Genomic DNA, 19,034 nt, shown 5'->3' on the forward strand with positions numbered 1-19,034 from the left:
AACTCGCGAGGGTCCTGTGTCCGCTCACTCTCATGAGATCGAGGAAGGCTTGTCCTTCCAGCCGCGCTTCGACGCGAGCGGCCTCGTCACGGTCGTCGTGACCGACGTCGTAACCGGCGACGTGCTCATGGTCGCGCACATGAACGAGGAGGCGCTGCGCAGGACGATTGCGACCGGCGATGCCTGGTACTTCAGCCGCTCGCGCAATGCCTTGTGGCGAAAAGGGGAGACCTCCGGTCAGACCCAGCGCGTCGTTGAGATGCGCACCGATTGCGATCAGGATGCAGTCTGGATCCGCGTCGAACAGATGGGTGCGGCCTGCCACACCGGGCGGCGGTCGTGCTTCTATCGCAAGGTCGAGGCCGAAGGCGGCGGCGCCAGGCTCGTCTTCGCCGATGCGGAGCGGCTGTTCGATCCGGGCGACGTGTACAAGAAATGATCTCCGTCGTTCCGGGTTCGCGCTGCGCGCCCCCGGAATGATGGCCACGGCCGAATTAACCCCGCATTAACCATAACTGTCCCACGGTGAGACGCACGGGTGCCGAATTGCCGGCGCCGCTCAATGCCGCGCGGGGCGGGCACGTCATCATGTCGGTCGATAATTCCGGTGCCACGCAGACGGTCGGACTCGATCCGTCGCGGGCGCGTGTTGCCGGCGCGATCAAGCAAGCCTCGAACATCAGCGGCGTCAGCTTCCAGTACATGCTGACCACTGCCAAGATGGAATCGGATTTCGATCCGACGGCGGGGGCCACGACCTCGTCCGCGCACGGGCTCTACCAGTTCATCGACCAGACCTGGCTCGGTACGGTGAAGGAGGCGGGCGCCCAGCTCGGCTATGGCAGCTACGCCGAGGCCATCACCAGGACGTCGTCGGGCACCTACACCGTCGACGATCCCGCGATGAAGCGGTCGATCATGAAGCTGCGCGACGATCCCGAAGCCGCATCCACCATGGCGGCTGCACTGACGCAGTCGAACAGCTTCAAGCTCACCGGTCTGCTCGGCCGCAGGCCGAGCGACAGCGAGCTCTACATGGCGCATTTCATGGGCGTCGGCGGAGCCGCGAAGCTCATCGCCAACGCCGAGGACAATCCGCAAGCGGTCGGCGCGCGGCTGTTTCCCAACGCGGCCGCCGCCAATCGATCGATCTTCTACGCCAAGGACGGCCGCGCGCGCAGCGTGTCAGAGGTCTACTCGGTCCTGGATTCGCGCTATGCCAGCGCGGCAAATTCGAAGGTCACCCGCAGCGCGATGGCGATGTATGGCGGCACGCCGTCGACCACTGAAGTTGCGAGCGCCAACGGTGTGCAGCCGACCGCACCGGTGATCGACAATGCCGCCTATCTTCAGACCTTTCCGAACGCACGCGCCGTAACGCCCGTCAGTGCGACTTCGCCGACGACCGTCGCCGACAACGCGCCGAGCACGCCGGTGTTTCGTTCAATCTATCAGCCCGGTGATGCCACGCAGCCGGTCTCGACCACGGTGCAGAAATTGTGGGGCAACAATGCCTCGCTGACCTCGGTCGCATCGGCGGCGCCGGATGTGCGTGCGCCGCAGCCGCTCGATCTCTTCAGCGATCGTAGCGGTACGTTCTCGAGCTAGTATCTCCACTCCTGTCCCGGACAAGGCGCGTCGCGAAGCGCGCGCCTCGCTCTGAGAGTCCGGGCACGGCACGCATCCCGGGCGGCTCTGTTCCCTTAACAAAACGTCAATAATACCAGTCGGTTATGGTGAACGCTTTGTTAAGCGTCGTGGTTTATTTTGTGTTGCAGGTGACGAGCCGTCACCGTTCTCGTTTGTTGTGTAAGCCGGAAGCAGGATGATCGTTCGGCAGTTCATCAATTGGATCAGGACGGCGCCCGCCGGCGAGCGGGCCGAAGCAACACGGGCGTTGGCCCGGGCCTGGCTGATCTCGGACCTTTCTACAGACGACCGCATCGCCGCCGAAGGCGCGCTGCTGATGTTGCTCGACGATCCCTCGCCGCTGGTGCGGCAGGCGATGGCGGAGGCCTTCGCCCGCAGCGCCGAGGCGCCGGCCGCAATTGTCCGCGCGCTCTCGGCAGATCAGCCGACCGTCGCGCTGCCCGTGCTCGAACATTCTCCGCTTCTGGTCGACGCCGATCTCGTCGATATCGTCGCGACCGGCAACGACGAAGTGCAATGCGCAGTCGCCCGCCGCATCGCGTTGCCGGTATCGGTCTGCGCTGCCATCGCCGAAGTCGGCTGCGCCGCTGCTGCGCTGGAGCTGATCGAGAACCCTCACGCCGAGCTCGCGCCGTTCTCCTGGGACCGCATCGTCGAGCGCCACGGCCATCTCGCCGCGATCCGCGAGGCGATGCTGGTGCTGGACGATCTGCCGGCCGCAACGCGTGCGGCGTTGGTGGCCAAGCTCTCGGAGACGCTTGCGCAATTCGTCGTGGCGCGGAACTGGCTGAGCGCGGACCGTGCCGAGCGCATCACGATCGAGGCACGTGACCGCTCCACCATGAATATCGCAGCGCGCTCGCGCGGCGAGGACATGGAGGGCCTGGTCCGGCACCTGCGCATCACCGGCCAGCTTACCGCGGGGCTGATCCTGCGTGCACTGCTCTCGGGCAATCTCGATCTGTTCGACGCGGCGCTGGCCGAACTGGCCGATCTGCCGCTGCCACGCGTGTCCGCGCTGCTGCACGAACGCGGCGGCAACAGCCTGCATGCGTTGCTCCGTCGCGCCGGGCTTCCCGAGACGACGTTTGCGGCGTTCCAGGTCGCGCTCGACGCCTGCCACGAGCAGGGCTTCGTCGACAGCGACGACGGCGCGGTGCGACTGCGCCGGCGCATGGTCGAGCGCGTGCTCACCCATTGCGAGACCGACCGTGGCGCTACCCAGCCGCTGATGGTGCTGCTGCGCCGCTTCGCCACCGAATCCGCGCGCGAAGAAGCGCGGCTGTTCTGCGACGAGCTCGTCGCGGACGACGCGGTCGATCCGGTTTATGATGACCTGATTGCGGCGTAGCTGGACCCGCAAAAGCTGTCATTGCGAGCGCAGCGAAGCAATCCAGACTCTTTCCGCGCAGGGATTCTGGATTGCTTCGCTGCGCTCGCAATGACGAGACGAGAGACCTGCGAAGCCTACTCCGCCGGCGCGATGCTCGGGGCCAGGATCACCTCGAGATGCTCCGGGCGGTCGCGGTTGACGTGGGCGAGATAATCGTCCGCGACCTTGCGCAGGCGGCGGCTGAGCTCGGCCGAGACGCTGCTGCTGTCGAGCCTGGTGTTCTCGTGCACGATGGCGAGAATGGCGTTGATGTGGTGCGTGAAGAGCTCGGCCGGCACCTTTGCCAGATCAGGCGCGTGCTCGATGACGCGACACAGGCTCTCGGCGATTCCAGCCGCCGAAGGAAAGCCGAAAGTCGCCGCATCGCCCTTGATGTCGTGTGCGGCGTGGAACATCTCGTCGCGCAGCTTCTTCGTGAAGCCGTCCTTCTGCACGGCAGCCCAGGCGGCGGACAGTCGCTCGACCTCGATCGCCATCCAGTCCTCGAACTCACCGGCGAGGCTCGCGAGCGCCTGTTCGGCGCGGGCGACCGGATCGTCCATGTCCTTTTCTTCGACGCGGCGCAGGACCTTGCGCAGCGGGTTGGGCTGGGTGATGACGTGATGCGTGGCGAAGGCTTTGACCTCGATGTCCTTTGCGCTGTTCCTCGCCATGATACCTGCCTCGGTTGAAGACGTTGCGCTAGATGGAGGAGCGGGCCTTGTCGAGCAGCGAGGGCTGCTGCAGCACCTCGTGCTTTTCGCCCACGCGGCGCTCGGGACCCATATAGGCGGAGTTGGTGTTGCGGCGCCGGTCGGGCCCGAAATAGGTCTTGGTCTTGATGAAGGGGCGGGGGTTGGCGACCACGTTGAGGATGCGCTGGTAGAGACCCTTTGCCGAGATCGGCTTGGCCAGGAATTCGGTGACGCCGGCATCGCGCGCCACCGTGACGCGGCGCTTCTCGGAATGACCGGTCAGCATGATGATCGGTGCGTAAGGATTGCCCTTGGATTCCGGCTGCCGGATCATCTGCGCGAGCTCGAGCCCGTCGAAGATCGGCATGGCCCAGTCGGTGATGACGATGTCGGGCACGTAGTGGCTGTACATTTCGAGCGCGGTCGCGCCGTCCTCGGCTTCATAGACCTCGCGCGCGCCGAAGGAATGCAGCAGCGTCCGCAGGATGCGGCGCATGTGCGGATTGTCGTCGCAGACGAGGAAGCGCAGCTTGTTGAAGTCGATACGGAACATGACGCCCGGGCCAAAAGCGGGTCAACCTTCGTTAACCATATCGTGGCGGGAGTTAATGAAGGGTTGCCGCTGCGTTTACCGGTCCATCGAAGCAGATGCGTTGAAATATCGTATTTCTGCCATTTTTTATTGTAAAACAATAAAAATACTCAGTCGAACGGGAGCTACTCCGATGAGCGTGATCGTGTTTCCTTTTCCTGTGCCAGCCGAGCCGCGGTTGCGGCGTATCGGGCGGATCGTCAGCGTCGGAGCGCTCGTCTGCGTCGCGGGAGCGGTGCTCGCGGTGCCCTTGCTCTGGTCGAGCGACGAGGTGCTACGGCACTGGATCGCGACCCAGTCCCCACTGGGGGCCCGGCCGTTCACGCTCGATTCCGGTACGCGCCTCGCCGGCGCGTTGATCAGCCTGATCGGCCTTGCGCCTGTTATCTACGCCCTGCTGCAGCTCTCGATGCTGTTCTCTCGTTTCGCTCGCGGCGAGGTGTTCGTGACCGACAATGCCTGGCGCATCCGCCGAATGGGCCTAGCGCTGATCGGCAATGCGTTGATCTCACCGTTGGTGCAGATGCTCACCACGATCAACCTGACGCACGCCAACCAGCCCGGCCAGCTCGTAGTCATGTTCGGTATCGAACAGTCGCATGTGCTGTCGGTGCTGAGCGGCCTCGCGCTCGTCGCCTTCGCAACGGTGATGGCCGATGCCGTTCGTGCGTGGAACGAGAACAGTGAGATCATCTGACCATGCCGATCATCGTCAACCTCGACGTCATGCTCGCCAAGCGCAAGATCAGGTCGCGCGAACTTGCCTCGCGCATTGAGCTCACGGAAGCGAATGTCTCCCTGCTCAAGTCGGGCAAGGTGCGCGGCATCCGCTTCGATACGTTGGAGCGAATCTGCGCCGTGCTGGACTGCCAGCCCGGCGATATCCTCGAATACGTCGCCGACAACGCGGTTGGCGCGTTAGGGCCTCGCGCGGACGGCCAGAAATCGGCCTAGCCAATCCTTCAAATCCAGACTGGAGATGCCTGCGATGAACCGCCTTGCGCGCGTTCTCTTGAATGCGGCTGCGCTCGTGCTTGCCGGATGTGGCTCGGTGCCGTTGACATCAATTCCGCCGCTGGCCCGCATCGATGCCAAGACGACCGATTTGTCGATGTTACGGGTCGCCATCCAGCTACCCGAGACTCTGCGACCGCGCTCGGGCGGCGTCAAACTTGATGTCGTCACCAAGCTGACGGGCGAGGCAGAAGCAAGAACCAGCTTCGCCATGATGGAGATCAGCGAAGCCCGCGAGCGCGCCGGCCTGCAGGCGCCGCCGCAGGGAGCTTCGATCCACGCCTATCGTTTGTCGCCAGCGGATGCGGCGCGCTTCGAGGCGCTGCGTGCGTCGATGATCGAGCAGGGCAAGCAAGGCAAGCGCGGGTCGATGGGGCTCGGCGTCGGCGCCAGGGAATTCTGCCGCGCGAAGGCAGCACCTCAGACATCGCTGCCCGTGACGATCTATCTGATGACATCAGAGACCAAGAGCTTCGTTCCCGTCGTCAGGGATTTCGACCTGCTGAGCGATCCTGCAATGGCAGGCGGGCTGGCATCAATTCAGCCGTGCGGCAGTGAGCCGCGCGCTGAATCTCAATAGCCGAATTGCTCGCGCAGAATACGCTCTTCCAGGCTGTGGCCGGGGTCGAACAGCATCCGCATCGAAATGGTCTTGTCGGAGAGCACCTCGACGCGGCGGACGTCCCGCACCTCGTCGTGGTCGGCGACCGCCGCCACCGGCCGCTTGTCGCCCTCCAGCACCTCGATCACGACATAGGCCGTGTTGGGCAGAAGCGCGCCGCGCCAGCGGCGCGGGCGGAAGGCGCTGATCGGCGTCAGCGCCAGCAGCGCGGCGTTGATCGGCAGGATCGGCCCCTGTGCGGACAGGTTGTAGGCGGTCGAGCCGGCCGGCGTCGCCACCATGATGCCGTCCGCGATCAGCTCGGACATGCGCTCGCGCTCGTCGATCAGGATCCGCAGGCGCGCGGCCTGGTAGGTCTGCCGGAACAGGGCGACCTCGTTGATGGCGTGGTGCAGGTGGACGCGGTCGTTGACGTCGGTCGCGCGCATCAAGAGCGGATTGATCTCGGATTCGTGAGCGGCCTCGAGCCGTGCGCGCAGATCGTGGGTCGAGTATTCGTTCATCAGGAAGCCGACGGTGCCGCGATGCATGCCGTAGATCGGCTTTCCCGTCCGCATGTTCTGATGCAGCGTCTGGAGCATGAGCCCGTCGCCGCCGAGTGCGACAACGACGTCGGCTTCTCCGAGGTCGCAATTACCATAGTCCCTGGTGAGCTGGCTGAAGGCGGCCTGCGCCTCGCTGCTCGGGCTGGCGACGAAGGCGATCCGGTCGTATCGCGAGGGCTTTGTCATGGCTTCCCGGGCAGTGCCGCTGGCTCGAGTAAGTTCCGCCGGGCTCGTCTATACGAGGTAGGCCTGCATTGTCGAGGAGGACCGCCTTCCAAAGCTAACGGAGACTGTCCATCCGGATTTGGACACGACCGTGCGATCTGGACCTGGACGGCGCCTTCAGGCCCCGCCAGACCAATGATCCCCCAAACCGTCGCAATTCCGCGCTAATCCTTCCGTCCGCACCGGCTGTCACAGCCGGGCAGGGAGAACGATCATGGTCACGAATTTACAGATGCTGCGCCGCGCGAGCCTGGTGCTGGCGGTGTCGGCTCTTGCGCTTTCGGGCGTTGCACGCGCGGATGATCCGCCGCAGCCGCGCGCCGAGGCGGCATCGTCGGCCGGACAGAAGGGCGGTCGCAGCAGCAACGCGCAAAGCGTGACGCAGGCTTCCCCATCGGCGGCCGATGCGCGCCGTCTCCCGCCGGATTCGACCACGAAACAGACGCTCGATCTGCCCGGCCGAACCCTCAACTTCGCCGCGACTGCCGGGTCGATCCGTGTGTTCGACGGCAAGGGCGAGCCGCTGGCCGACATCGCCGTCACCTCCTATGAGCTCGACGGTGCCGACCGCGCGACGCGCCCCGTGACGTTTCTGTTCAATGGCGGGCCCGGCGCGTCCTCGGCGTGGCTCCAGTTCGGCGCGGCCGGTCCGTGGCGGCTGCCGCTCGACGGCGAGGCGCTGTCGCCCTCGGCCTCGCCCGAGGTGAAGCCCAACGCGGAGACCTGGCTCGACTTCACCGATCTGGTCTTCATCGATCCCGTCAGCACCGGCTACAGCCGCTTCGTCGCCAGCGGCGAGGATGCGCGCAAGTCATTCTACTCCGTCGACGGCGACGCCAATTCGATCGCGCTCGTGATCCGCCGCTGGCTCGAGAAGCACGACCGGTTGGTCTCGCCGAAATACGTCGCGGGCGAGAGCTATGGCGGCATTCGCGGACCCAAGGTGGTGCGCCAGTTGCAACTCCAGCACGGCGTGGGTGTCAGGGGATTGATCCTGGTCTCGCCGCTGCTCGACTTCCGCGAATTCACAGGCACGAGCCTCCTGCAATATGTCGCGACGCTGCCGAGCTATGTCGCGGTCGCGCGCGAAGCCAAAGGCCCGGTCAAGCGTGCCGACCTCGCCGACGTCGAGGCTTACGCGCGCGGCGAATTCCTGACCGATCTCGTCAAGGGCGAGGCGGACAAGGAGGCGACCAATCGGCTTGCCGACAAGGTCGCCGCGCTCACCGGCATCGACCAGGCGGTGAGCCGCAGGCTCGCCGGCCGTTTCGATGTCGGCGAATTCCGCCGCGAATTCGATCGCAACAATGGCAAGGTGACGGGACGTTACGATGCCTCAGTGCGTGGCTTCGATCCGTATCCGGATTCCACCAGCTCACGCTTCGGCGATCCCTCGGGCGATGCGCTTCAGGCGCCGCTGACGAGCGCCGCCGTCGACGTCCTGACGCGCAAGCTCAACTGGCGGCCCGACGGCTCCTATGAAGTCCTGAACGGCGCGGTCGAAGGCCAGTGGGATTTCGGACGTGGCATCAACCCGCCGCAATCGGTCTCCGAGCTGCGCCAGATCGTCGCCACCGATGCGAAGCTGAACGTGCTGGTCGCGCACGGCCTGTTCGATCTCGCCACGCCCTATTTCGGAACGAAGCGGGTGCTCGACCAGTTGCCGGCCTTCGTGACGCAGCGCGTGAAGTTCGTCGTCTATCCCGGCGGCCACATGTTTTATTCGCGTGATGGTTCGCGGCAGGCATTCCGGAGCGAGGTCGAGGCGCTCATTCGGGAATAGGGCGCCGCTTGCGCGGCTTGTATCGTCGCGCGATCTCGCGTGCCACGGCGCTCGCCGGCTTGACGTTCGCGCCAGCGATCCAGATGTCGCTGACCTTGCCGCGCGCGTTGCGGACGCGGCGCACCGGCTCGCCGTGGCTGGCATAGCCGGCAGCCCAGGCGAGCTTGCCTGTGTCGCGGCCGGTGACCTCGATCTCGGCGGCATCCATGAACGGATTGCTGAACTGCGGATTGGCGACGAGCACACGGTTGCCCGCGGGGACGAGATCGGTCGCCCCCCAGATCGTCCACCAGCGGCCGGTCCAGTCGCGCACGCGCCGGTCCGGCCCGCCGCGCGTCTGGAACACGCGCAGGATCTGCATCGCGCCGTCCATCCAGACCGGTGCCGCACCGTCGATGGAGTTGCTGAGGATGCTGATCGCGAGCTCGCAAGCCGGAATGCAACAGGTCCGGGAGATGTAGCCCTGGAAGCCGCCGCCATGGCCGAACCAGTCCCAGCCGTCGGTCTTGCCGGCATTGACGCCGAGGCCGTAATGGGCCTCGAAGCTCTGCGGGATGCGCCAATGGTGCCGCGTCATCTCGCGGCGGCTCGCGAGCGAGATCACGCTCTTCTTCGCGTTGGGGGCCAGCTGCGCGAAGAAGCGGGCGGTATCGGCGGCGGTGGCGACGAAGCCTGCGGCTGATGCCATCGCATGTGCGGGATTGTCGCCGGGGATCACGCAGCGCTCGCCTAACGGCATCTTTCGCGTATGGCCTCGCGCGAGCGCCGCGCCCCTGGGAAGCGGTGCGTCGGGCTCGGTCTCCCGCAAGCCGGCCGGTTCGATGATCTCACGCTTGATCCAGACCGGGTAGGGCTCCCTGGTCACGGCTTCGATCACGAGACCGATCAGGCCGAACCCGTGATTGGAATATTTGAAGCGGGTGCCGGGCTCGATCGCTGTGCCCAGCTTCAATTCCGCAAGCAGCTCCCTGGCGTCGAGATAGGGGCGGCTGTCGATGAACTGGCCGGAATCGGCGCCGTCGCGCGTCAATCCCGCGCTGTGCGAGAGCACTTGCGCGATGGTCGTCTCGGCGACGCGCGGATGCAGGCCGTCGACATATTGGCCGACCGTGTCGTCGAGCCGGATCTTGCGCTGCTCGCGCAGCTTCATGATGCCGGCCGAGGTGAAGCTCTTGGAGTGGGAGGCGATGCGGAAGCGGTGGCGCGGGGTGAGCTTCTCGCCGGTATCGAGATTGGCGAGGCCGAACGCGTGCTCGGCGACGATCTTGCCGCGATGCGCGAATGCGACGATGACGCCCGGCTGCTGCAACGTCGTCTGCTGGAATTCGATCCAGGAGCCGATGTAGTCGATCGCGGACCGCAACCACTTGTCCATTGCGCACCAGTTTGTGTGGGAAAACAAGGTACGCGAAGCTAGCCGAGAAAGCGGAACGGGCACAACCCGGAAGGTTGTGCCCGTTCTCGTCGTTTAAAACGCCAGGTCGCTATAGACCACTTCTTAGTAGACGAGCGTCGCGCCGGTCGGCTTGTCGAGCGCGGCGGCGAGCGAGCGATACTCCGAGCTATCGGTGCCGGCGAGCGAGGCGATCTTGTTCAGGTGATATTGCGCCTGCTCGCGGTTGCCTTGCTCGAGCTGCCAGAGGCCGTAGTATTGCCAGGTGCGGACGTGGTTCGGATCGTCCTTCAGCGCCAGCTCGTAATAGGTCTTCGACGACTGGTAATCGCCGAGCTTGCGATAGGAGTAGCCGATCAGATTGGCGACATCGGCGACGTCGTCGCGCTTGAGCGACTTCAGCTGGTCGATCGCGCCGGTGTAGTCGTGGCGGTCGTAGATCGCGGTGTAGGCGGTGCGATAGGCTGCCAGGAATTTGGGATCGCTGACGGAGGAGCTCTTCTTTTTCCCCTTCTTGGTCGACGTGTCCGACTTCGGCGGCGACGAAGGTTCATCGCTGCCGGCGGCATAGGCGGTGGTCAGCATCGGCCCGGCCGCCAGCGCCATCGAGACCAGTCCCGGCACCAGAAGCATTGAGAGTCTGCGCATTGATGTTCTCCCGTATGGAACGTGGCGATCCTACACGATTGCCTGAAGACCGGAACACCCGTGGGGCAAAAACATTCCCGCTTGGCACGATCTATTCGTCCGGTCCGGAGATGACAAACGCGTCATCGAGATGAACGGAAGCCTGCAACGGCCTTCAGAACCGGTTCAGTGGGGGGCTCCTAGGCTCACACCACGATCGAAGGGGTGACGAGAGGGCGCCGCCTCAAGATCCTTCCAAGAGGAGACCACCATGCTGAAGACCATTTCCGCAGCCTTGCTTGCGGCTTCCGTGATCGCCGCCCCGGCGTTCGCGGCCGAGACAAACAAGACCACCACGACCGCGCCTGTCATCAAGGCGGACCAGGGCCAGACCAAGGCGGCGAACACCGCCGTGAAGCCGGAGGCGGGCGTCAAGGCCGACACGAAGGCTGCCGACGTCAAGGCGGATGCCAAGACGGACGCCAAGACGGATGCGAAGACGGATGGCAAATCGAACGCGATGAACGCCAACGCGGCCGTCAAGTCCGACGAGCACAAGACCGTGCGCAAGGATCGCCATCCCCACGAGCAGGTCACGGCCAAGGAGCAGCAGAAGGCGCAGCCGGACGCGACCAAGCCGGCGGCATCAGACAAGCGCAACTGAGGCTGATCCCGCGCGGCGGCAATCCCTGGCATTGCCCCGCCGCCGCGTGCGGACTTCAGGCTGGTCCGTTGCCATGTCTCGCGCGAAAGCTCGAGGTGCCGGCGGCGGACCGGTGCGCTGTTTGCGCCTCTGCAAGCGAATTCCCTTCGTGCAGGCTTGGGGCTAGAACGGCCCCTGACCTGATCGAGCGGAGAGCGGGCCTGTGGGGCGATTGGCGACATGTGCGGTGATATTGGCGTTGCCACTGGCGCTCGCGGCGTGCTTCGGCAGCGACGGTGACCGCCCAACCCTGCTGGGTGGGACGCAGGCCGGTGGGCCGCAGCCGTTTCCCGACAATTTCCGGAGCGATACGCTGGCCTTGATGCGGACCTATCTGAACAATCCGGTCGGCGTGCGCGATGCCAGCATGGCCGAGCCCGTGCAGCGCGAGGTCGGCGGCCGGCAGTTCTATGTGAGCTGCCTGCACTTCACCCCGCGCGAGACCGATGGCAGCTACAAGGGCATGCGCGAGCGCGCCGTGATCTTCGTCAATGGCCGCGCGGACCGCGTGGTCGACCGTACCAGCGATCTCTGCGCCGGCGCGGTTTACGCACCCTTTCCGGAACTGGAAAAGATGACGCGGTAGCGCAAAGCCCGCCTTCATCGCCTGATGTTAGACGGGAAGCAGCCGGAGCCGCTGGATCACATTTCGGCGAGCTTTGAACGGGGTGGTTTCGGGTTGCGACAAATCGCTACGGCAGCCCTTGCGCGGACAAAAAACAGACGGCGCAGGGCGATGTGGCGGAACAAAATCGCGTTGTTGCCGACCCGTCACAGTCACGAACGATCAACGTTCCGGCATCGCCGCGAAGCAACCTAAATCACGCCACGTTGTTTCCGGAGTGTCGATTTTGAAAGAACGGGGATGACAATGAAGACGATTTTGCTGGGTGCAGTCGCTCTGCTTGCGCTGGCCGCGCCGGCCGCCGCGGCCGACATGCAGCCGCGCACCTACACCAAGGCTCCGGCCTATACGCCGCCGCAGGTGATCTACAACTGGACCGGTTTCTACATCGGCGGCCATGTCGGCGGCGCGTTTGCCGGCGACAGCAGCTTCCAGTCGAGCGACGCCCGCTTCATGGGCGGCGTGCAGGGCGGCTTCGACTACCAGTTCGCACCCAACTGGGTGGTGGGTATCGAGGCTCAGTATTCCTGGCTGCCGACCAACAACAACGGCGTCACCTTCCCGCTGGGTACGCAGGTCACCTCCAACACCGACCAGATCGGGTCGGTGACCGGTCGGATCGGCTACACTTGGGGACCGACGCTGCTTTACGCCAAGGGCGGTTATGCCTGGCGTAACAACAATCTCGGGGTCAACATTGCTGGCGTGCCGCAGGGTTTCACAACCACCGGCAACGCCAAGGACGGCTACACCGTCGGCGCAGGCCTCGAATACATGTTCGCGCCGAGCTGGTCGGCCAAGGCCGAGTACCAATACTACAATTTCGGCAGCACCACCTTCACCTCCGGCCCGGCCGACGTCGTCGGCGTGCGTGGCCGGGAGGACGAGCATACCGTCAAGGTCGGTGTGAACTACCGCTTCGGATGGGGCGGCCCGGCGGCCTCCCGTTACTGAGCCAGCCGCAACCACGTTCTGACAAAGGCCGGCCCCGCCGGCCTTTCGTTTGTCCCCGTCCGGCCGGCCCCTCGTTTGCCGTGCGTGAACCATTTGGCGCGTCATTTGCTTGCACACGGTCATTGGCGCGCCTTCTCACGGGCGTCATGGGGCCGGGGTAAAGCAAAAATAATTTTTGCGATTTACGGAACTCGCGCTCCGGAACGCGTTATATGAGAATTACCGGGCTGGTGGGACAACGGACATGCGTATCTTGGTGTCGGCAGTGGTGCTCTCGTGCTTCTTCGGCCTGCCATGCTCTGCACAGACAATCCTGAGATCCGAGCCTCTGATGCTGGCACCCTATGAGGTCGCCTTCGTCAAGGACGCATCCTGTCCCTCGGGCAAGGTGATGAAGGTCACCGGTGCCATCCGCGGGCTGCACCGCCGCAAGGCCTGCGTGGCCATGCCGGGCGAGCAGGCCTCGCTTGCGGCCGCCACGCCCTGATCTCCGCGCTTCGATTTCGGGCCGGCGCTCAAGAATTCAGCTCGAGCTCCATCCTCGACTGCTGGTCGGCCTCGGCCTTGTTCCTGGCGGGGTCCTCGCCCTGGGCCGCCTGGCACGGCGCGATCTCGTAGCCGTTGTCGAGCACCCGGCGCGGTCCCGGCTGCCCGTCGTCCGCAATCGCATCCACGACGAGGCCACTCCGCTGCGCGAGCTTCCAGACGTCCGACTCGCTCGGATAGGCCTTGCTGATCTGGGCGTCGTTGCAGAACAGGGCGTAGGGCATTCTTCCCACTCCAGGAAAGCCAGTTAACGAGTTTGCGGGGCAGGGAGTTCCGGCCTCCAGATGATCACGGCGCCGTGATCGAGGTATCGGGCCCTGAGTCCTTAACGAGTCCTGAATCCGCAAAAAAAGAATCCCTGGGACTCTCTGGCCGGAATCAGCAGATGTTTTGGGGCATGACGAGCGACCTGAATACCTCCTGCGGGCACATGCTCCTGCCGCTCACGCTGGCGCTGTTCGGCGCCTGCGCGGCCAATCTCTGGCTGGTGTGGTCCTGGCTGTAAGCCGTTGAGCAGGCGGCCTTATTTCTTGGCCGGCGGGCCGGACGCATCACGGATGGCAGCACGCAATTTGGTCAGGGTTGCCGCACAATATTCCTCACGCTCGCGCTCGAAGCGCTCCTGATGCCTGCGGAAATCGGCGATGCGGGCCTGCATCTCGGTGCGGAAATCACCTCTTGCGCGCGGTGGCGGGAGAGGTGCGGGCGGAGGCGGAAGGGGGGCTTGCGGCGGTTCGATCTCGGCCGCGACTGCCTCCAGGGCGACGATCTCCACTGCGCCTCCCAGGCCAGGCGCGGGCGCATCCGGCTGAACGGCATCATCCCTCCTGCCGGTCACCGATTGGACGAAGGCCATTGTCTGCGCGATCAGTGCGTCGCGCTCCCTGATCCATTTCATGATCCACCTCAGCCGCGCTCATTCCAGCAAAGCGGCCGGATCGAATCAAGAAGCTTCGCAAGGGGATTGCATATTTTTCCCGGCCGCCTGACACTCAGCAGATGATTGCCGGATCAGAAGGGTCGGACGAGGTGGAGGGCCTGAGGCTCGTTCGCGCATTCCTGTCGCTGCCGCCCGAAAAGCGGGCCGAGGTGATCGCGTTTGTGGAAGAATTGGTGCGGACGCATGCCCGGCCCGGGGAGGGCACCGAGACCTCTCCGAAGTGAGCGTTACCGCTCGCGCGGATTGACGTTCGGCTCAAACGGCGCGCCGACCACCCGAACCGCCTGCGCGGTGTCGCCCATCGCCACCCGCTCCGTTGCCGGCTTGTCCCGCGGCGGTCCAGCTGTGGGACCAACGACAGGTTCGAACAGCGTCAGCGTGCCGGCCACGGCGCCGCAGCACAGCGTCACCGCCGTCAGCAGAAACATGTTTCGGTTTTCTTCCTTGATCCGCATGGTTCGAGAACGAACGACCCGCGTCTTTGGTTCCGATCCGGCCTCATCTCCAGGGGCCCTGAAGCTGATGATCGGATCAGATGACGCGCGCCGATGACGGCCGCGAGGCATCGCCTGTACACTGGCTCGCGACCAGGCTTGAGGCTCGTCCGATGATCTCCCGTCGTCCGCCGGTGCTCGCCCACGAGCGCTTCCTCGCCGACCGCGAGAACTTCGCGGGCCTCGATCTTGCCGCCCGCTTCGAGCGCATCGAGCGCACGAATTTGTGGGGCGCGGCGACCTCCGTGTCGGGCCTCGGCTCGGAGGACCCCGCGACAGCCGCAATCCGGGAAGCGCTACCTGCGCTGCTGCAACGGCTCGGCGCGCGCTCGCTGCTCGATGCGCCGTGCGGCGATGCCGGATGGATCGGCCGTTTGAAGCTCGATGTCGATTACACCGGCATCGACATCGTACCGTCGCTGATCGACGCCAACCGCCGGCGCATGGCAGGCGGCAACGCGTCGGTCCGTTTTCTCGTCGCCGACATCACGCGCGATGCATTGCCGCGTGCCGACATCATTCTCTGCCGGGACTGTCTGGTGCATCTGAGCTTTGCGAACATCGATCGCGCACTCACGCAATTTCGGATGAGCGGCGCGCGCTTCCTGCTCGTCACCACCTTTCCGGAATGGGAGGACAATCGGGATTGCGAGGACGGCGACTGGCGCGCGCTGAACATGGAGAAGCCACCGTTCGACTGGCCGGCGCCGCTCGCGCTGGTCAACGAGCGCTGCGAGGAGGGCGATGGCGGTTGGCGCGACAAAAGCCTCGGGCTCTGGCAGCTGGACCAATTGCCGAATGCAATGCCCGATCGCGTCTCGGAATAGCAGCACCCTGGAGGCTTCGAACTAAACCTGCGCGTCAGAGCTGGTGCCGGCTGAGGGGATTGAACCCCCGACCTTCGGTTTACAAAACCGCTGCTCTACCGCTGAGCTAAGCCGGCGACGCTGGGGTGCGGGGCGAGGCCCGGCCTGCACCGGGGCCTGTCCGCCCATGCGCGCGGCAATACCAGACTTGGCTGGAAAGTGCCAGAACCCGCAAATCGTGGTCGCAAACATAAAATCAGGCGGTCCGAAGACCGCCTGATGCGAGCCGCCTGACGTGCGCGTTCGGCTCTCTGCCTTACTGGCAGATGTGCCGGCGGCCGTCTTCGCCCTTGAACCAGGTGCCGGGCGTACAGACGAAGCCGTTGCGCTGGGCGTAGGTGCGGGTGTCCCAGCCACGATTGTCCCAGCCGCGATCCCACGAATTGTCATAGGCGTAGGAATTGTCCCAGGCGCGGAATGGAGCGGCGGCAATCGCGCCAGCGGTGCCGATCGCGGCGCCGGCGACGCCGGCTGCGACGTCGGTCGGCCAGAAGCCGGTGCGGCTCCGGTTCCAGTCGTTGTTCCAGTCGCCATTGGTTTGACCATAGGCCGCGCGGCGCTGACGATATCCGCTATCGGTGTAGGGGTTTCCGGGGCCGAGATTCTGGCAGTTGGCGTTGGGGAATTGCGCCGCGCAGCGGCCGGGATTGGTGATCACGGCCTGCGCCATGGCGGAGCCTGCCAGCATGGTCGCTGCAATCGCCGTTGCCCCGAGAAGCTTGATGTTCATGGTTGTTCGCTCCCACTTTGTTGACGGGGGCTAAACGCTGGCGACACCGGACGTTCCGATGCAATCGAGGGAACCTCGCCGCTGAGCAGTCAAACGGATGTGAGCGCACGGCGATGTTCCGGCGAGGAAGTCCGCGCCGTTAACGCTTCGCTAGTTCGCCTTGCAGCATTTGAGCGGCGCGCAATCCCTACGCATTAGGCTTACCGGAATTTGGTGAGCAGGCCTTAACCCTCTCTGAGTCGCGATCGGTTAGGTTGTCGCCGGACAATCGGGGACTCCTCATGCGCGCCGTGGCGCTCGCCGCCTTTCTGATCGGACTGCCTGCGACGGCGTTTGCCGGCGAGGGCTTCGATATCGTCGTTCCCGGCCGCCCGGGGGTGCCGATCATCATCAATAACATCGACGCATCCTACAGCGTGGTCGAAGGTGTCTGGGGTCTGGGTAAGAACCAGCAGGTGCAGCCAACGATCTATGGCGGACGCTATATCGCCGATCGGCAGCCGGACCATGTCGGCCACTACTATCCGACGCTCGGCCTGCGGCCCGGCTACGGCCGGCTCGAGGTTGAGCCGCCCGCGAACCGCAAATTGCCGAAGCCCGCCGAGAGCTACCACCAGAGTTGGGGCGCGTCGTCCGCGCCGCTGCCGCCGCAGATGGACGCGCCGGTCGATCCGCCGGCGGTGATCTACGCGCCCGAGATCAACGAGCGTCCGCGGCCTCCGCGACCGCGGCCGCGCACAGAGATACCCGGCAGGCCGCCGGGTTGAGCAACGTGAAAATCCAAAAAACGGAAATCAACAGGAGAGAGTAATGCGTCAGATGATTTCGGGACTGGTCGTGGCGGCTGCCGCGATGTTCGCCGCCACCGCGCCCGCCGCGGCCTGCGGCTTCACCACGTGCGCGCCTGTCGCACCCGTCTACTCCGGCTGCAACACCGGCTGTGGCGGCTATGGCTACGGTTACGGCTATGGCGCCTACGAGCGTCTCGCCGAACCGACCACGCAGTACTATTACGTCAACCAGGGGCCGACCTACACCGGCCCGGGCGCCTTCGCGCCGTATCCGACCTATCGTGAGGACGCGGTCGTTGCGCCCGCAAATTACGGCTACGGCTATCGCGCCCACGGCTACGGCTATCGGGCCGCCGTGGCTCCCTATCAGCGCCCCTACTACCGTCCGTATCGCTACGGCTACGGTCCGCGCTACGGCTATCTGCCGCGTGTGCATTACGGCCATGGCCCGCGCTACGGCTATGCGCATCGTTACGGCTATGCCCATCGTCACGCGCCGCACTATCACGGCGGTCACCGCGTGCTTCGCCGCCATTACTGATCTCTGATCGGTTCAACCAACGAGGCGCCCGTTCGCGTGATGCGGACGGGCGTTTTGCTTTTGCTGTGAGGATCGTGTGGTCGCCCGCCAACGCCTGTCGGCTACGGCGAGGCAGCCTTCGCTCGCTTCGCGTGGTGATGTTCTGAGCTGGCTTGCCGAGCCGAAGCTCGCGAAGCGAGCGAAGGCTGGTGGGGGAGGCAGGACTCGAACCTGCGAAGCCATGAGGCGGCTGATTTACAGTCAGCTCCCTTTGCCACTCGGGACACTCCCCCGCTCGACGGCAGCACAATCGGGCCGGGCCTTGCCGGCGACCGAAGACGGCCATGGAACGTGAAGGCCGCGACAACCCGGATCGGGGCGCGACCGGGCGCGTTTATGGGCGAAGCGGAGGGGCAAAGTCAACCGAGGCAAGCAGCTAAAATGGCCCCGGCTCGCACCCAAATTGCCATATTCCGGGACCCGTGACACAAGCGAGCCCATGAAGGATCGAAAATTCGTACCGAAAGGTTCCCGCGGGGGGGGTAAGCCCTTCAAAAGAACGGGAAAATCGTCCGGCCGTCCGGCCTGGCGCGAGCGCGATTCGCACTCCGACGGGCCTGTCATCCTCTATGGCTGGCACACGGTCACCATGGCGCTCGCCAACCCCGCGCGGCGGATCCGCAAGCTGACGCTGACCGAGAACGCCGCAAGGCGCCTTGCGGATGAGAACATCGCATCCCCCGTCGTGCCCGAGATCGTCCGGCCCCAGGAGATCGACCGCCTGCTGTCGCCGGACGCCGTGCATCAGGGCCTGCTTGCGGAAGCCGATCCTCTGCCGTCGCCCGACATCGAGACCTTGGAGCAGGACGGCATGGTGCTGGTGCTCGACCAGATCACCGATCCGCACAATGTGGGCGCGATCCTGCGCTCGGCTGCGGCCTTCGCCGTGAAGGCGATCGTCACCACCGCGCGTCACAGTCCGGAAGCCACCGGCGTGCTCGCGAAGGCAGCTTCCGGTGCGCTCGAACTGGTGCCGCTCATCACCGTGCAGAATCTCGCCCGTGCGCTCACCGCGCTGAACGAGCGCGGCTTCCAGACGGTCGGCCTCGACAGCGAAGGTAGCGAGGACCTCTCGGACGTGGCGCTGCGCGCGCCGCTGGCGCTGGTGCTCGGCGCCGAAGGCAAGGGACTGCGGCAACTGACCCGCGAGACCTGCAGCGTCGTGGCGCGGCTCGACATGCCCGGCGAGATCAAGAGCCTGAACGTCTCCAACGCCGCCGTGCTGTCACTCTATGTCGGCGCAAGCCGGCTCGGCCTGATGAAGCCGCGTCCGGCGTCGTAGAGCGA

The 19,034-nt window shown here is 65.0% G+C and carries 24 protein-coding genes and 2 tRNA genes; 15 read left to right on the plus strand and 11 right to left on the minus strand.

The features are described 5' to 3' along the window. Window positions 1-16: 16 nt before the first annotated feature. From hisI to AX729_RS37905, 3 genes are all read left to right on the plus strand, one after another. Window positions 17-439, plus strand: a complete 423-nt coding sequence (hisI, locus tag AX729_RS37895; RefSeq protein ID WP_061030049.1) for a phosphoribosyl-AMP cyclohydrolase — start codon at window positions 17-19, stop codon at window positions 437-439. Between the two features lie 107 nt (window positions 440-546). Further along, window positions 547-1,608: a hypothetical protein gene (locus AX729_RS37900; protein ID WP_061030147.1), complete on the plus strand. Its 1,062-nt coding sequence runs from the start codon at window positions 547-549 to the stop codon at window positions 1,606-1,608. A 217-nt stretch (window positions 1,609-1,825) separates the two neighbouring features. Then, complete coding sequence (locus AX729_RS37905; protein ID WP_061030052.1) at window positions 1,826-3,001, plus strand: DUF2336 domain-containing protein; 1,176 nt, start codon at window positions 1,826-1,828, stop codon at window positions 2,999-3,001. A 116-nt stretch (window positions 3,002-3,117) separates the two neighbouring features. On the opposite strand, the gene AX729_RS37910 is transcribed toward AX729_RS37905, so the two are convergent. Beyond that, a complete protein-coding gene (locus AX729_RS37910; RefSeq protein WP_061030054.1) occupies window positions 3,118-3,696 on the minus strand; it encodes an Hpt domain-containing protein in 579 nt (192 codons plus the stop codon). Window positions 3,697-3,724: 28 nt separating this feature from the next. Further along, on the minus strand, window positions 3,725-4,270 hold the full coding sequence (locus tag AX729_RS37915; protein ID WP_008549760.1) for a response regulator: 546 nt from the start codon (window positions 4,268-4,270) through the stop codon (window positions 3,725-3,727). 172 nt (window positions 4,271-4,442) lie between these two features. On the opposite strand from AX729_RS37915, the gene AX729_RS37920 reads away from it, so the two are divergent. From AX729_RS37920 to AX729_RS37930, 3 genes are read left to right on the plus strand one after another with little or no spacing between them, the layout of a single operon-like run. Next, window positions 4,443-5,006, plus strand: a complete 564-nt coding sequence (locus AX729_RS37920; protein ID WP_061030057.1) for a DUF2975 domain-containing protein — start codon at window positions 4,443-4,445, stop codon at window positions 5,004-5,006. A 2-nt stretch (window positions 5,007-5,008) separates the two neighbouring features. Beyond that, a complete protein-coding gene (locus AX729_RS37925; protein WP_061030058.1) occupies window positions 5,009-5,263 on the plus strand; it encodes a helix-turn-helix domain-containing protein in 255 nt (84 codons plus the stop codon). Window positions 5,264-5,297: 34 nt separating this feature from the next. Continuing rightward, window positions 5,298-5,903 carry a hypothetical protein gene (locus AX729_RS37930; protein ID WP_061030148.1) on the plus strand — a complete coding sequence of 202 codons (606 nt, stop codon included), beginning with the start codon at window positions 5,298-5,300 and terminating at the stop codon, window positions 5,901-5,903. Here AX729_RS37930 and AX729_RS37935 read toward each other — a convergent pair. Continuing rightward, window positions 5,897-6,676 carry an NAD kinase gene (locus AX729_RS37935; RefSeq protein ID WP_061030060.1) on the minus strand — a complete coding sequence of 260 codons (780 nt, stop codon included), beginning with the start codon at window positions 6,674-6,676 and terminating at the stop codon, window positions 5,897-5,899. The two genes, AX729_RS37930 and AX729_RS37935, sit on opposite strands and share 7 nt — an antisense overlap. Before the next feature lie 253 nt (window positions 6,677-6,929). On the opposite strand from AX729_RS37935, the gene AX729_RS37940 reads away from it, so the two are divergent. Next, complete coding sequence (locus tag AX729_RS37940; RefSeq protein WP_061030064.1) at window positions 6,930-8,498, plus strand: S10 family peptidase; 1,569 nt, start codon at window positions 6,930-6,932, stop codon at window positions 8,496-8,498. Here AX729_RS37940 and AX729_RS37945 read toward each other — a convergent pair. Next, window positions 8,485-9,873: a serine hydrolase domain-containing protein gene (locus tag AX729_RS37945; protein ID WP_061030066.1), complete on the minus strand. Its 1,389-nt coding sequence runs from the start codon at window positions 9,871-9,873 to the stop codon at window positions 8,485-8,487. The two genes, AX729_RS37940 and AX729_RS37945, sit on opposite strands and share 14 nt — an antisense overlap. A 123-nt stretch (window positions 9,874-9,996) precedes the next feature. Continuing rightward, window positions 9,997-10,539, minus strand: coding sequence for a tetratricopeptide repeat protein (locus AX729_RS37950; protein WP_061030068.1), 543 nt, complete (start codon window positions 10,537-10,539; stop codon window positions 9,997-9,999). A 250-nt stretch (window positions 10,540-10,789) separates the two neighbouring features. Between AX729_RS37950 and AX729_RS37955 the strand changes: the two genes are divergently transcribed. From AX729_RS37955 to AX729_RS37970, 4 genes are all read left to right on the plus strand, one after another. Further along, window positions 10,790-11,182, plus strand: coding sequence for a His-rich protein BRANT (locus AX729_RS37955; RefSeq protein WP_061030071.1), 393 nt, complete (start codon window positions 10,790-10,792; stop codon window positions 11,180-11,182). 229 nt (window positions 11,183-11,411) lie between these two features. Then, window positions 11,412-11,807, plus strand: a complete 396-nt coding sequence (locus AX729_RS37960; protein ID WP_061030150.1) for a hypothetical protein — start codon at window positions 11,412-11,414, stop codon at window positions 11,805-11,807. A 285-nt stretch (window positions 11,808-12,092) separates the two neighbouring features. Beyond that, a complete protein-coding gene (locus tag AX729_RS37965) occupies window positions 12,093-12,800 on the plus strand; it encodes an outer membrane protein (protein WP_061030073.1) in 708 nt (235 codons plus the stop codon). A gap of 244 nt (window positions 12,801-13,044) precedes the next feature. Continuing rightward, the gene (locus tag AX729_RS37970) at window positions 13,045-13,287 is read left to right on the plus strand and encodes a DUF6719 family protein (protein ID WP_061030075.1); all 243 of its coding nucleotides are present in this window, start codon (window positions 13,045-13,047) and stop codon (window positions 13,285-13,287) included. 28 nt (window positions 13,288-13,315) lie between these two features. On the opposite strand, the gene AX729_RS37975 is transcribed toward AX729_RS37970, so the two are convergent. From AX729_RS37975 to AX729_RS37985, 3 genes are all read right to left on the minus strand, one after another. Next, on the minus strand, window positions 13,316-13,570 hold the full coding sequence (locus AX729_RS37975) for a hypothetical protein (protein ID WP_061030077.1): 255 nt from the start codon (window positions 13,568-13,570) through the stop codon (window positions 13,316-13,318). Between the two features lie 299 nt (window positions 13,571-13,869). Further along, a complete protein-coding gene (locus AX729_RS37980; protein ID WP_061030080.1) occupies window positions 13,870-14,244 on the minus strand; it encodes a hypothetical protein in 375 nt (124 codons plus the stop codon). A 269-nt stretch (window positions 14,245-14,513) separates the two neighbouring features. Continuing rightward, window positions 14,514-14,714 carry a hypothetical protein gene (locus AX729_RS37985; RefSeq protein ID WP_061030153.1) on the minus strand — a complete coding sequence of 67 codons (201 nt, stop codon included), beginning with the start codon at window positions 14,712-14,714 and terminating at the stop codon, window positions 14,514-14,516. 179 nt (window positions 14,715-14,893) lie between these two features. Here AX729_RS37985 and AX729_RS37990 point away from each other — a divergent pair, with 179 nt between their 5' ends. Further along, the gene (locus AX729_RS37990; RefSeq protein ID WP_061030155.1) at window positions 14,894-15,607 is read left to right on the plus strand and encodes a class I SAM-dependent methyltransferase; all 714 of its coding nucleotides are present in this window, start codon (window positions 14,894-14,896) and stop codon (window positions 15,605-15,607) included. Window positions 15,608-15,648: 41 nt separating this feature from the next. On the opposite strand, the gene AX729_RS37995 is transcribed toward AX729_RS37990, so the two are convergent. Both AX729_RS37995 and AX729_RS38000 read right to left on the minus strand, forming a co-directional pair. Continuing rightward, window positions 15,649-15,723, minus strand: a tRNA-Thr gene (locus tag AX729_RS37995). Window positions 15,724-15,902: 179 nt separating this feature from the next. Next, the gene (locus AX729_RS38000; protein WP_061030082.1) at window positions 15,903-16,376 is read right to left on the minus strand and encodes a hypothetical protein; all 474 of its coding nucleotides are present in this window, start codon (window positions 16,374-16,376) and stop codon (window positions 15,903-15,905) included. Window positions 16,377-16,657: 281 nt separating this feature from the next. On the opposite strand from AX729_RS38000, the gene AX729_RS38005 reads away from it, so the two are divergent. After that, complete coding sequence (locus AX729_RS38005) at window positions 16,658-17,143, plus strand: hypothetical protein (RefSeq protein ID WP_061030085.1); 486 nt, start codon at window positions 16,658-16,660, stop codon at window positions 17,141-17,143. Window positions 17,144-17,186: 43 nt separating this feature from the next. After that, entirely contained in the window at window positions 17,187-17,708 is a 522-nt protein-coding gene (locus tag AX729_RS38010; protein ID WP_061030087.1) for a hypothetical protein, read from the plus strand. A 186-nt stretch (window positions 17,709-17,894) separates the two neighbouring features. Here the strand turns inward: AX729_RS38010 and AX729_RS38015 are convergent. After that, window positions 17,895-17,980, minus strand: a tRNA-Tyr gene (locus AX729_RS38015). Window positions 17,981-18,186: 206 nt separating this feature from the next. On the opposite strand from AX729_RS38015, the gene rlmB reads away from it, so the two are divergent. Then, window positions 18,187-19,029 (plus strand): 23S rRNA (guanosine(2251)-2'-O)-methyltransferase RlmB, encoded by an 843-nt coding sequence (gene rlmB / locus AX729_RS38020; protein ID WP_061030089.1) that lies wholly within the window; start codon window positions 18,187-18,189, stop codon window positions 19,027-19,029. Window positions 19,030-19,034: the final 5 nt, after the last annotated feature.

The organism is Bradyrhizobium sp. CCH5-F6 (genome assembly GCF_001556045.1).
Lineage (GTDB): Bacteria > Pseudomonadota > Alphaproteobacteria > Rhizobiales > Xanthobacteraceae > Bradyrhizobium.

Excerpts from the sequence above, each read along its gene's own strand:
- AX729_RS37955 (WP_061030071.1), top strand. The coding sequence starts at position 10,790 with ATGCTGAAGACCATTTCCGCAGCCTTGCTTGCGGCTTCCGTGATCGCC.
- AX729_RS37935 (WP_061030060.1), bottom strand. The coding sequence starts at position 6,676 with ATGACAAAGCCCTCGCGATACGACCGGATCGCCTTCGTCGCCAGCCCG.
- AX729_RS37915 (WP_008549760.1), bottom strand. The coding sequence starts at position 4,270 with ATGTTCCGTATCGACTTCAACAAGCTGCGCTTCCTCGTCTGCGACGAC.
- AX729_RS37910 (WP_061030054.1), bottom strand. The coding sequence starts at position 3,696 with ATGGCGAGGAACAGCGCAAAGGACATCGAGGTCAAAGCCTTCGCCACG.
- AX729_RS37985 (WP_061030153.1), bottom strand. The coding sequence starts at position 14,714 with ATGTTTCTGCTGACGGCGGTGACGCTGTGCTGCGGCGCCGTGGCCGGC.
- AX729_RS38005 (WP_061030085.1), top strand. The coding sequence starts at position 16,658 with ATGCGCGCCGTGGCGCTCGCCGCCTTTCTGATCGGACTGCCTGCGACG.
- AX729_RS37975 (WP_061030077.1), bottom strand. The coding sequence starts at position 13,570 with ATGCCCTACGCCCTGTTCTGCAACGACGCCCAGATCAGCAAGGCCTAT.
- AX729_RS37920 (WP_061030057.1), top strand. The coding sequence starts at position 4,443 with ATGAGCGTGATCGTGTTTCCTTTTCCTGTGCCAGCCGAGCCGCGGTTG.
- AX729_RS37990 (WP_061030155.1), top strand. The coding sequence starts at position 14,894 with ATGATCTCCCGTCGTCCGCCGGTGCTCGCCCACGAGCGCTTCCTCGCC.
- AX729_RS37970 (WP_061030075.1), top strand. The coding sequence starts at position 13,045 with ATGCGTATCTTGGTGTCGGCAGTGGTGCTCTCGTGCTTCTTCGGCCTG.
- AX729_RS37930 (WP_061030148.1), top strand. The coding sequence starts at position 5,298 with ATGAACCGCCTTGCGCGCGTTCTCTTGAATGCGGCTGCGCTCGTGCTT.
- AX729_RS37965 (WP_061030073.1), top strand. The coding sequence starts at position 12,093 with ATGAAGACGATTTTGCTGGGTGCAGTCGCTCTGCTTGCGCTGGCCGCG.
- AX729_RS37980 (WP_061030080.1), bottom strand. The coding sequence starts at position 14,244 with ATGAAATGGATCAGGGAGCGCGACGCACTGATCGCGCAGACAATGGCC.
- rlmB (WP_061030089.1), top strand. The coding sequence starts at position 18,187 with ATGAAGGATCGAAAATTCGTACCGAAAGGTTCCCGCGGGGGGGGTAAG.
- AX729_RS37945 (WP_061030066.1), bottom strand. The coding sequence starts at position 9,873 with ATGGACAAGTGGTTGCGGTCCGCGATCGACTACATCGGCTCCTGGATC.
- AX729_RS38000 (WP_061030082.1), bottom strand. The coding sequence starts at position 16,376 with ATGAACATCAAGCTTCTCGGGGCAACGGCGATTGCAGCGACCATGCTG.
- AX729_RS37950 (WP_061030068.1), bottom strand. The coding sequence starts at position 10,539 with ATGCGCAGACTCTCAATGCTTCTGGTGCCGGGACTGGTCTCGATGGCG.
- AX729_RS38010 (WP_061030087.1), top strand. The coding sequence starts at position 17,187 with ATGCGTCAGATGATTTCGGGACTGGTCGTGGCGGCTGCCGCGATGTTC.
- AX729_RS37940 (WP_061030064.1), top strand. The coding sequence starts at position 6,930 with ATGGTCACGAATTTACAGATGCTGCGCCGCGCGAGCCTGGTGCTGGCG.
- AX729_RS37925 (WP_061030058.1), top strand. The coding sequence starts at position 5,009 with ATGCCGATCATCGTCAACCTCGACGTCATGCTCGCCAAGCGCAAGATC.
- AX729_RS37905 (WP_061030052.1), top strand. The coding sequence starts at position 1,826 with ATGATCGTTCGGCAGTTCATCAATTGGATCAGGACGGCGCCCGCCGGC.